This is a genomic window from Lutibacter sp., from assembly GCF_046055765.1.
Lineage (GTDB): Bacteria > Bacteroidota > Bacteroidia > Flavobacteriales > Flavobacteriaceae > Lutibacter.
In genome coordinates this window covers 1-11,655 of the sequence record NZ_JASFZF010000074.1, presented here as the reverse complement: position 1 = coordinate 11,655, position 11,655 = coordinate 1, and the positions used below count along the sequence as shown (strand labels likewise).

The window sequence follows — 11,655 nt, the reverse complement described above, 5'->3', positions numbered from 1 at the left end:
ATTATGGTAGAATTCACCAACTACTGTAGAAATATTTGGTTTAAAGAATCCATTCCCAATAATAAGTACTCCTAATCCAAAATTAAATAAGAACTGACGACTATCAGAACTTGTTTGAGTAGTTTGGTATAGCAAAGCACTAGCAGCCAATAAAAATTGCCCAACGGCCATAACTAAACCACCAATATAAACGGTTTTTCTTTGTCCAAAATACCTGTCAGAAATCCAACCTCCTAAAATAGGAGTTAAATAAACCAGTCCTGTGAAGACTGCATACAATTCAAGAGCTTCTTGTCGTCCTAAACCAAAACCACCATTGACTAATTCCGCAGTAAGATACAGTACCAATAAAGCACGCATGCCATAATAACTAAATCGCTCCCACATTTCTGTTGCAAATAAGGTGTGAAGACCTTTAGGATGTGACTTTCTAAATGGTATTTCTTTCATAATTAAATTTGTTATATTTTGAGTTATATTTAAAGGTTATTGTTTTAAAAGTTTAAGATTTGATGCTTTCTCTCCTAAATTTTCCTCGATAAAACTAGTCATTTTATTATAAAGGTGCAATCTAGTATTTTTACCTCTGTAAATCCCGTGAGTTCTATCAGGGTATATTGCTTGATCAAAAGGTTTATTAGCTTCAATTAAAGCGTTTGTAAGTCTCATAGAATTTTGAAAATGTACATTGTCATCACCACTTCCGTGTACTAATAAATAGTTGCCTGTTAATTGATCAGCAAAATTTAATGGAGAGTTTTCATCATATCCACTTGGGTTTTCTTGTGGTGTTTGCATATAACGTTCCGTATAAACTGAATCGTAAAAACGCCAACTAGTTACTGGTGCAACTGCAATTGCCATTTTAAATACATCATTTCCTTTTAATAAGCAGTTACTAGACATAAATCCTCCATAACTCCAACCCCAAATTCCAATTTCATTTTTGTTGATATATGCTCTTTTTCCTAATTCTTTTGCGGATTCAATTTGATCAATAACTTCGTATTTGCCTAATTCTTTATAGGTTATTTTTTTAAAATCTGCTCCTTTAAAACCAGTTCCTCTACCATCAACACAAACCACAATATAACCTAGATCTGTTAAATATTGATACCAGTAATCATTTGCTCCATTCCATCTATTACTAACCGATTGAGAACCAGGACCAGAATATTGAGTCATAAATAAAGGATATTCTTTATTTGCATCAAAATTTACAGGTTTTAACATCCACGCATTAAATTCACCGTTTTCTGTTTTAAGTGTGAAGAATTCTTTTTTTGCTAAATTGTAAGTTTCTAATTTTTTAGAAAGTTTGTTGTTATTTAATATTTCTTTTAACTTTTCACCTTTACCATTATGCAGCGTATAAATTGTAGGTGTATTTGCATCTGAAAAAGTATTGATAAAGTAAGCAAAGTTTTTACTAAAAGAGGCGTTGTTAGTTCCAGAAGCATTTGTTAAACGTCTTTTATCTTTTCCATTTAATTTAACAGCATAAATAGTTCTATTAATAGAGCCGTCTTCAATAGATTGAAAATAAATTGTTTTTATTTTTTCATTAACTCCATAAAAATCAGTCACTTCCCAATTTCCTTTGGTGATTTGGTTTATTAATTTACCATTTTTAGAATAATGATAAATATGATTAAATCCGTCTTTTTCACTGGTCCAAATAAAGCTATTATCTTTTAAAAATGTTAAGTTGTCATGAATATCAAGATAAGCTTTATCCGTTTCATTCAAAACTATTTTAGTGGAAAAATCAGAGGCATTTATGAAAAATAAATTTAAATTATTTTGATGACGATTTAATGTTGTAGCACATAAAATATTAGAATCATTTGTCCACTTTATTCTTGGAATATATTCATAATTACCTAAATCAATTTTAGTAGATTTCCCCTCGGATAAATTATACAAATTAAGTGTTACTATCGAGTTTTTTTCACCTGCTTTTGGGTATTTAAAAACGCGTTGTGTAGGGTACAACGTTTTTCCATAAAATTCCATGGAAAATGTTGGGACTTCAGTTTCATCAAAACGTAAAAAAGCAATATTTTCACTGTTGTTACTCCATTCAAATGCTTTTACAAAACTAAATTCTTCCTCGTAAACCCAATCACAAATACCATTAATAATACTATTTTTTAAGCCATCATAAGTTACTTGTGTAACTTCATTAGTTTCTAAATTTTTAATAAATATATTATTGTTTTTTCCATAGGCTACTTTTTTGCTATCTGGTGAAAAAGTAGGTTCTTGTATTTTTTCTTTATCAATTAACTGAAGTGATTTTGTAGCAATATCATACACATAAAAAACACCTAAACTAGATCTTCTATAAATAGGCTCAGTATCTACGCCTAAAATTAATTTTGTTTCATTATTATTGAACGAATAGCTTTCAAAATATTTTAAACCTTCTAAATCTTTACTATCAACAATAGTTTCAACTTTTTCTAAAGTTGCATAACTATATTTATCTACAGTTGTGCTTCTTGTTTCTTTATTAAAGTTTTGTAAAGTGTAAAAATCGCCATTCATAGAATTTAGCGAATTCATGCGTTCAGTTCTAAATGTTCCATTCCAAATTTCCTCTAAAGTAATATTTTTTTTCTGTGCGGTAGCTAAAGACGTAATAGCTATAAAAAGAATAAGTATTTTTTTCATTGAATTATGGTTTCTTAAAATAAATGCCAAGTTTAAGAAAAATTTAGCAATTCATACCTGAGATAAATCATAAAATTAACAATACTGTAATTTGTAGTATTTAATTATTATTAATTTATCTTTGTTGCATTACAAAATTTTACTAAAAAATGCCAAAAACAGTTAGCGGATTTTCAAAATTTAATAAGTTAGAAAAGATAAACTGGTTAGTATCAGCCTTTTTTAATGATGATGAAAATGTGAAAGATATTTTAATACAATATTGGAATAAAAATGAAGTACTTCAAGATTTGCATGACGATTTTATAGAAAATACCATTTCTAATTTTTATTTACCATACGCAGTATCTCCAAATTTTATAATTAATGGAAGGGAATATGCGATTCCAATGACTATTGAAGAAAGTTCTGTAGTTGCGGCGGCTTCTTTAGTAGCTAAATTTTGGAGTACTCGAGGTGGTTTTAAAGCGAATGTAATTTCAACTACAAAAATTGGTCAGGTTCATTTTATGTATGAAGGAAATAAAGCGGAACTAGAAAACCATTTCAACAAAAAAAAGGAACATCTTTATAAAGTTACGGAGAATATTACTAAAAACATGCGTAAACGTGGAGGTGGGATTCTAGATATTGAATTACGAGATAAAACATCCGAATTAGAAAATTATTATCAGTTACATGTTACCTTTGAAACGGTTGATAGTATGGGAGCTAATTTTATAAATTCTTGTTTAGAAGCCATTGCAGATGAATTTAAAAAAGAGGATATTCAAATTGTAATGTGTATTTTATCAAATTACGTTCCAGAATGTTTGGTGCATGCGGAGGTAAGTTGTAAAGTAGATGATTTATATGCTGAAAATTCAGAAGTGTTAGCACAAAAATTTGTACAAGCAATTCAAATTGCCAATGCAGAACCACACAGAGCTGTAACACACAACAAAGGAATTATGAATGGAGTAGATGCAGTTGTACTTGCAACAGGAAACGATTTTAGAGCTATTGAAGCTGGGGCACATGCGTTTGCTGCAAGAAATGGTAAATATAAGAGTTTAACCAATGCAACTATTGAAAATGGTATCTTCAAATTTTGGATTGAAATTCCGTTAGCATTAGGAACTGTTGGAGGTTTAACCAAGTTACATCCATTATCAAAATTATCCTTAGAATTGTTAGAAAACCCATCTGCAAAAGAATTGATGGAAATTATTGCGGTTGCGGGATTGGCACAAAACTTTGCAGCTTTAAGAGCATTAACTACAACAGGAATTCAAAAAGGGCATATGAAAATGCATTTAACAAATATTATAAAACAGTTAGGCGCAAGTGAAGAAGAAAAAGCCTTTTTAATCGATTATTTTGAGCATAAAACAGTAACACATAATGCAGTTGTTGAAGCATATAATAAGTTGGTATAAGATAAATAATTAGTCAGTGGCTGAGAGGAGTCGAAATGATTTAAGGGTTTGACTTTGATTTTATAGGTCGTCATAAAAGAATAGATAATAACTGATGAAAAAATTCTACAGTAACGGAAAACTATTACTAACAGGTGAATATTTTGTGTTAGAAGGTGCAAAATCTTTGGCAGTTCCAACAACTTTTGGACAAGATTTAGTTATTGAATCAATAAATGAGCAGCAACTAATTTGGAATAGTTTTACAAATGAAGGAAAATGTTGGTTGGAAGTTATTTTTGAGATACCAAAATTACGTTTAGTAAGCGCCACTTTTGATTCAGAAAAAGATGGTGGAAACGATAAATTAGCTGAAAATTTAAAAGAAATATTGTTTCAGACTCAAAAGTTGAATCCAACTTTTTTGAAGTCAGGAAAGGGATTTAAAGTAAAAACTAACCTTACTTTTCCTGAAAATTGGGGATTAGGAACCTCATCAACATTGATAAATAATATTGCAAATTGGGCAAAAATAAATCCACACCATTTATTGTCAGCTACCTTTGGTGGAAGTGGTTATGATATTGCTTGTGCTCAAAATAATATGTCAATTTTATATACTAAAAATGGAGCAAATCCATTAGTTGAGGTTGCTAATTTTAATCCTTCATTTAAAGAAAATTTATACTTTGTGTATTTAAATAAAAAACAAAATAGTAGAGAAGGGATTCTAAGATTTAATGAATTAAAAGGGAATTTAACTTCAGAAGTTGCGCAAATAACAGCTTTAACAAATGAGTTATTGTCGTCTGAAAATTTAACAGATTTTGGAAGACTATTAATTGAACACGAACAAATAGTTTCAAAAACAATTCAACTAAAACCTGTCAAAGAAGAGCTGTTTTCTGATTATTTTGGACAAACAAAAAGCTTAGGAGCTTGGGGAGGTGATTTTATTTTGGCAACAGGAAACGAAGATTCAATAAAATATTTTAACAAAAAAGGGTTTCAAACCGTGATTCCTTATTCAAAAATGGTTTTATAATTAAATGAAGAAAAAATTTATAGTTATTGGAGGTGGTGCAGCAGGCTTTTTTGCAGCCATAAATGCCGCAGAATTAAATCCAGAAATAGAAGTTCTTATTTTGGAAGGAAGTAATAAAGTGTTGCAAAAAGTTAAAGTTTCTGGGGGAGGACGTTGTAATATAACACACGCTTGTTTTACACCAAATGAGTTGATTGAATTTTATCCGAGAGGTAAAAAAGAATTGCGTGGACCATTTCATCAATTTATGACTGGAGACACCATGGAATGGTTTGAAAATAGAGGTGTTCCTTTAAAAATTGAAGATGATAATAGGGTTTTTCCAGAAAGTAATTCTTCACAAACTATTATAGATTGCTTTTTGGATAGTGCTAAAAATGCGGGTGTAAAAGTACAAACAAGTACAAGAGTTGAAGCTGTTGAAAAAAATGAAGAAAAGTTCGTTATAAAAACTGCTTCAGAAGATTTTATTGCAGATTATTTGTTGATTGCTACAGGAAGTAATGCTAAAGTTTGGTCAATGCTTGAAGGTTTCGGTCATACAATTGTTGAGCCAGTTCCATCATTATTTACCTTTAATATTTATGATAATAGAATTAAAGATATTCCTGGAATTTCTGTACCAAAAGCAACAGTTAAAGTAATTGGCTCAAAGTTAGGGGCAAAAGGGCCTTTGTTGATTACGCATTGGGGTTTAAGCGGTCCAGGAATTTTAAAATTATCAGCTTGGGGAGCAGTTGAATTGTACCAAAAAGGCTATAGTTTTGAAATTGAAGTAAATTGGTTATCTACAAACCCTGAAACTGTTCTGAATATTTTAAAATCAGTAAAAAAGGAGCAAGCAAAAAAACAAGTGATTGTTCGTTCTGCATTTGCTGAAATTCCAAAACGTTTGTGGGAGCAATTGGTAGTTGCATCTCAAATTTCTTCCGATACTCAATGGGCACAATTAAGTAATAAAGAGTTAGAAAATTTAGCAAATCAATTAGCCAAATGCACTTTTAAAGTTTCTGGAAAAAGTACGTTTAAAGATGAATTTGTAACTGCTGGTGGAATTAATTTAAAAGAAATTGATTTTAAACGATTTGAAAGTAAATTACACAAAAACTTATTTTTTGCAGGTGAAATTTTAAATATTGATGCGGTAACTGGTGGATTTAATTTTCAAAATGCTTGGACAGGTGGTTGGATTGCGGCAAATGCAGTTTCAACTTTATAAAAAGAAAAAATGAAAATACGATATAAGCGGATGCATCTAAGGTGGATTTTTGTTTTTGGATTATTTTGGTTGATTCTAGGAGTTATATCTATCACAAATGATTCAGAAAACTATTTTAATTATGGGTATTTAATAGCTTCATTGTTTTATTTTGGAAATTATTTTTTTAAAAGTAAGAATCAATATCTGACTTTTGAAGATGATATAATTACGTTAAATAACTTAATTCCGAAAAAGTTAAATTTGGTTGATTTGAAACAAATTAAAAGAAGTGGAAAAGATTATATTCTAAGAACAGAAAATAAAGAACTACATATTAAAACTAAATTTATTGATAAAAATTCACTTAAAGATTTGAAAGCTATTTTAAAAAATTTACAAACTAATTAAGCTAACTGCCCCCGATGAGGTTTTAAAGCATCTCTATATATTTTCATATCAGATTCATCAACAATAATAAAAGCTGTAGTGTGCATTTTTGAAATTACTAAAGAATTTATTTCATAAAAATGTAATTTTTCAATAATAGCAAATTCTTTTAAATGAATGCAATGATGTTCTGCTGTTTTAGCAGAAAAAGAACCTTTAAAATCCCAAATAAGCTTTAATTTTCTATTCAATTTTTAGGTTTTAGTTGTGACTAATATAAATTAATAAGTCCCCATTTTCAAACGAAATTTGTATTTCATTTTCAATAGCTTTATTTCTAGTTCCTATGCGTTCTCCAAAAGTTAAAGTACCTTTTTTAATAGGGTATAATAATCCTTTAGTGTTAATTTCTGATGCTGTCGGAAAAGGAATTAATGAAACATTTTTTCCAATTACATGATTTAAAGTTGTACGATCTTGAATAAAAAAGTATTTTCCAAAATCATCAAAAAAAGTAATATTTAACCCTATTTTCCATTGTAGGGCAGTACTGATATTTCCTAAAAAATGGTCATGTTCTTTTCCACTTCCTCCATAAACATCAATATGGTAAAAGCCACGATGTTTTAAAATTTGTAATGCTTTTTCAAAATCTGTAAAATCTTGATTAGGTGTATTGATAACTTCAATAGAAGTAGGGATTGAATTAATTGAATCAAAATCTCCTGTTACCAAATCAGGGACAATGTTTTTAGCTTCAAAATAATTATAAGCACCATCAATTGCACAAACAATATCGTATTGTGATAAATCGGGAAAGTTACTTGGTGCTGAACCGTTTAATAAAATAAATGCCTTTTTCGTTTTCATAGATTACAAAAATAATGAAAAGAGTTGTAAAAACACTTATATACAGTAAACTAAGTTAGTTTTTAGATTTAATTTTTTCCAATCTTTTTTTATGAACTTCACTTCCGCTAAGTTCAAAAGCAATCTTAATATTTTTTAATGCATTGGAATAATCTTTTTGAGACTCATAATACTCAGCTAAAGAATCATAAGAATTTGCATTTTTCGGATAATATTTAACACCCAATTTAAAAAATAGTTTAGCCTTTTCAGGAAAACCCATTTGCATATTCATGTAACCATAACCATTAAGCATTTCTTCAATCATAGGAGGTACAGAATACCCAAAATTCTCAGCATAAATTTTTGCTTGTTTGTTTAATAATTCTGTCAATTTTTCAACGGTAGTTTCCGGATTGTTATATTTTGGTGGATGTTGGAATTGAAACCATTTAAATAGAAAAACCAACCCATCTCTAATTGAAGGTAATGGGATAGTTTGATGTAAATCTTCAGGATATATTTTCCACGAAAAGTTTAAATCACTTTCTTTATGTGATTCAGCAAACTTTGAAAATTCTACAATTGAACGTGGAAACAGCGTAAATTCAGAAGTGTTTTTCATTAAATTTTCAACGGTAACAGTTTCATCCCACATGTGTAATTGTTCTGCGGACATTGAAACAAAAAGAGATTTCCCTTTAAAATTATCTGAAACTAATTTTGTCTTCGCTTGTTTTAATAATTTTTGGTTGTCCCAATCTAAACTTGGGTCAATGGCAATATAATTTTTGAATAAACTATTATGATTTATCAGCATATTTATGGTGAATAATCCACCATAAGAATGCCCAATTAAAGTTCTATAAGAAGTTGTTGGGTAATTTTTGTCGATAAAAGGAATTAATTCATTTTCAATATATTGTGTAAATTTTTCAGCACCACCAGTATTTGGATTTAATTTAGTTTTTCCATACATTTTTATTTGAGAAGTTGTTAAATCTTTGGTTCTATTTGTTTGGTTTGAGATTCCAACCAAAATCATGTTTGGTAAATAATGACCCCAATAATTTTCATAAACAGTTTCTAAAGTTTTTAATTGTACACCTCCGTCTAAAATATAAACAACAGGATATTTTTCTAAACTTTTCGGATTGTAATTCTCTGGAAGTTGAACCCAAAACTGCTTTTCTTCATTAAAAGTTTTTGAATAGATACTATCTTTTGAAGCAATTGCACTTAAATACAATTCGTTTATTGTTGATTGTGCGGTTCCTTGGTAAGTATTACTCAATAAAAGTAATATTGATAATGAATAAATGAAGCGTTTTATCATTTTTTAAAATTTGAGTTAGTTTATAGTCTTTTTTAATGAGCATTCAATTGATAATAATCATTCCATAAATTGTAAAAAAAGTCCATTTTATTATACGGTTAAATCGTTTATTCTGACTGAAGTTTTGATAATGCACTTATTCCACCAGTATTATCAGGATTAATTTCAATGGATTTTTTATAATATTTTATTGCAAGATCCTTATTTCCATCTATTAAATAAGCTTCACCTAAACTATCATATGTATTCCAAGATTTTGGAAATGTTTCTACATTAAGCATGAAAATTTCTATTGCCTCTTTAGCTTTTCCCATTCCTAATACTTGATACCCTAAATTATTTATTTCATTTTCTTTGACAGCATAATCGTTAGAATTTTTTAATTCTCTAAATTGATTGAAGGCAGATTCAAAACCACTAACCATAGCTGTTTCCATTAATAATTCAGCTAAAGATTTTTTCGGCATTTGATAAGGAGCATTATAGAGAATATTGATTAAGGAAATACCAATATTAGTTAGGTCAGTCCCTCCAACATTATTCAATAATACAATTAAATTTTTCTGATCGGGCATACGAGAAATAAGAGTACTAAATCCATTTATTCCACCAGTGTGGCTAATTACTTTTATATCAGTTTTTTCACCTATAGATTTCTTTGAAATATGCCATCCATACCCATAGCCTCCATCCCAAGCAGGCATATAAGGAGTAAATAAAAGTGCTTTAGTTTTTTTAGACAAAAGTTGATTGGTATATAATGCTTGATCCCAAAGGTATAAGTCTTCTGTGGTAGAAAATATTGAACCAGCTGCATAAGGGATTGACATATCAATAAACGTTGCATTCCTATATTCATTTCCGTTTTTTGTATAACCTGACGCTCTGTTTTTTAGCACCGAGCTATGATGATCGTATCCTGTATTATTCATTTTTAAAGGGGTGAAAATATTTTCTTGAAGAACCTGTTCATAAGATTTTCCAGTAACCTTCTCAATAATTATACCTAACAAAAAGTAACCAGAATTACTGTAAGAAAATTCCTTACCAGGTGTAAATAGAAGAGGTGAGTTTTTAAAAAATGACATAAACTCGGTTGGAGTATATTGGTCACGACTCTTTTCTTTTATAAAATTAGGAATCATTAGATATTCAGGAATTCCTGAAGAATGCGTAAGTAAGTGGTGTATTGTTATTTTATTTCCTGATTTTTTTGGATATTCAGGAAGGTAATCAGATACTTTTCCATTCAAACTTAATTTTCCTTGTTCAACGAGTTGAAGAATCAACATAGATGTAAATTGCTTTGTAATTGAACCTAGTCTATGCTTAGTATTTGGTTGATTGGGAATATTCCATTCCATATTGGCCAATCCCAACCCTTTTTTATAAATAACTTCTCCATTTTCTACAACAAGTACAGAACCGTTGAATTGGGCATATTCGTTATGTAGGTTCATTAATTCATCAATTTTTTCGGCTTTACTTTGCCCAAAGACAATAGATAATGTAGTTACTTGAATGAAAATTATAAGCAAGATTTTTCTTCGTAATGAGCGTTGTGAATATTGTTTCATAATATTTTATTAAGAGATTTATAATGGGTTTGCATAAGATTTGTACAACCTAAAATTAGTAGGATTCTCGGTTGAAGCAAATCAGGTTGTTAGTATTTTTATTATTTAGGACAATTTAAAATTTAAGTATAAATTTTATACGGTGTTGACAACTGACTTTTCATAAGTGACTATAATTAATTGTTTAATTTTTAATCAATAACTCCTTCAGGGGTTGCAGGAATATATACAAAATCGATTGCTATTTCACTACCATATGTTACTAAAATTGAGCATACTACTGGCGCATTAATACCATCTTGAGGGCGGGCTTCATTTTAGGTATTTTTTTTAATACCCTCGCTATTTCTGCTTGAATTGTCACATCTGCAACCCTCACTTTCATAGTTGATACATTTCCATTTTTATCGATTTTAAAAAAGACCGCTACCTGTTGTGGTTCTGAAATATTAAGGATTCTTGAATTGAACTCTTGTTTTATAAATTTTACGATACTTTCTTTAAAACATTTTTTTGTTACTTCTTTAGAAAGTCCTTCACAACTATTATAAATAGGTGCATTTTCTACATCTTTAAGTAGAACACCATCAAGATTATAATTATCAAAGCCATCCATGGGAGAAACAAGACTGCATAAACTTGATAATGCCAGTTCTTCTTCCTCACTCGTATTTCCTTGTACCATTATTTGTTGCTGAATAGCATTGACTTTATTAATTAATTCACTTTCTGATTTTTTAGAAGATTGAGATTTCTGATCGCAGGAAATAGTAAATAGAATAAAAAGGGTCAATAAGAAAATGATTAAAGCTTGATGTTTTTTTTCTTTTATAAAACGTAGTGTATTGTACATATTTTTAGTTTTTATAGTTTGTTGCAAGCTTGTTTTAGAGTTATGATTTTGTTGCTGTAAATCCGTTAGGATTTCAGTTTAAATATAGAGAAAGATTGTCGGACAATTACCAAACCTAGCAATGAATTATATGCATTGTTGCCATAAGTTTTAATCGGATGTTATAACTCCATTTTTCAACTCCATTTCGTTTGGCTTTTCAAACCAGTTTTCCATAAAATCAAAATCCTCTTTAGTAACCTCAAATTCAAATGTTTCTCCTTTTTCTTTATTTCTATTCAAAACTCTTTTTAAACGTGTTTCTTTTGATATATCTAGAAAATGAAGTTTAATT

At 29.3% G+C, this 11,655-nt stretch carries 10 protein-coding genes and 2 pseudogenes; 4 read left to right on the top strand and 8 right to left on the bottom strand.

The window, feature by feature from the left end; translation table 11 throughout:
• A pseudogene (locus QM495_RS07655) lies at positions 1–450 on the bottom strand (MFS transporter); the annotation flags it as partial.
• 36 nt (positions 451–486) lie between these two features.
• Positions 487–2,676, bottom strand: coding sequence for a S9 family peptidase (locus tag QM495_RS07650; RefSeq protein ID WP_408671518.1), 2,190 nt, complete (start codon positions 2,674–2,676; stop codon positions 487–489).
• A gap of 149 nt (positions 2,677–2,825) precedes the next feature.
• Here QM495_RS07650 and QM495_RS07645 point away from each other — a divergent pair, with 149 nt between their 5' ends.
• From QM495_RS07645 to QM495_RS07630, 4 genes are all read left to right on the top strand, one after another.
• On the top strand, positions 2,826–4,094 hold the full coding sequence (locus QM495_RS07645; RefSeq protein WP_408671517.1) for a hydroxymethylglutaryl-CoA reductase, degradative: 1,269 nt from the start codon (positions 2,826–2,828) through the stop codon (positions 4,092–4,094).
• A 94-nt stretch (positions 4,095–4,188) separates the two neighbouring features.
• Positions 4,189–5,118 (top strand): GYDIA family GHMP kinase, encoded by a 930-nt coding sequence (locus QM495_RS07640; RefSeq protein WP_408671516.1) that lies wholly within the window; start codon positions 4,189–4,191, stop codon positions 5,116–5,118.
• 4 nt (positions 5,119–5,122) lie between these two features.
• Entirely contained in the window at positions 5,123–6,337 is a 1,215-nt protein-coding gene (locus QM495_RS07635) for an NAD(P)/FAD-dependent oxidoreductase (RefSeq protein WP_408671515.1), read from the top strand.
• 9 nt (positions 6,338–6,346) lie between these two features.
• The gene (locus QM495_RS07630; protein WP_408671514.1) at positions 6,347–6,727 is read left to right on the top strand and encodes a hypothetical protein; all 381 of its coding nucleotides are present in this window, start codon (positions 6,347–6,349) and stop codon (positions 6,725–6,727) included.
• On the opposite strand, the gene QM495_RS07625 is transcribed toward QM495_RS07630, so the two are convergent.
• From QM495_RS07625 to QM495_RS07600, 6 genes and pseudogenes are all read right to left on the bottom strand, one after another.
• On the bottom strand, positions 6,724–6,957 hold the full coding sequence (locus QM495_RS07625) for a hypothetical protein (protein ID WP_408671513.1): 234 nt from the start codon (positions 6,955–6,957) through the stop codon (positions 6,724–6,726). The two genes, QM495_RS07630 and QM495_RS07625, sit on opposite strands and share 4 nt — an antisense overlap.
• Before the next feature lie 10 nt (positions 6,958–6,967).
• Positions 6,968–7,576 (bottom strand): thiamine diphosphokinase, encoded by a 609-nt coding sequence (locus QM495_RS07620; protein WP_408671512.1) that lies wholly within the window; start codon positions 7,574–7,576, stop codon positions 6,968–6,970.
• A gap of 55 nt (positions 7,577–7,631) precedes the next feature.
• Entirely contained in the window at positions 7,632–8,891 is a 1,260-nt protein-coding gene (locus QM495_RS07615; RefSeq protein ID WP_408671511.1) for an alpha/beta hydrolase-fold protein, read from the bottom strand.
• 107 nt (positions 8,892–8,998) lie between these two features.
• Positions 8,999–10,468, bottom strand: coding sequence for a serine hydrolase (locus QM495_RS07610; RefSeq protein WP_408671510.1), 1,470 nt, complete (start codon positions 10,466–10,468; stop codon positions 8,999–9,001).
• A 277-nt stretch (positions 10,469–10,745) separates the two neighbouring features.
• A complete protein-coding gene (locus QM495_RS07605; RefSeq protein WP_408671509.1) occupies positions 10,746–11,321 on the bottom strand; it encodes a hypothetical protein in 576 nt (191 codons plus the stop codon).
• 150 nt (positions 11,322–11,471) lie between these two features.
• Positions 11,472–11,655 (bottom strand): annotated as a pseudogene (locus tag QM495_RS07600) (ATP-binding protein); the annotation flags it as partial.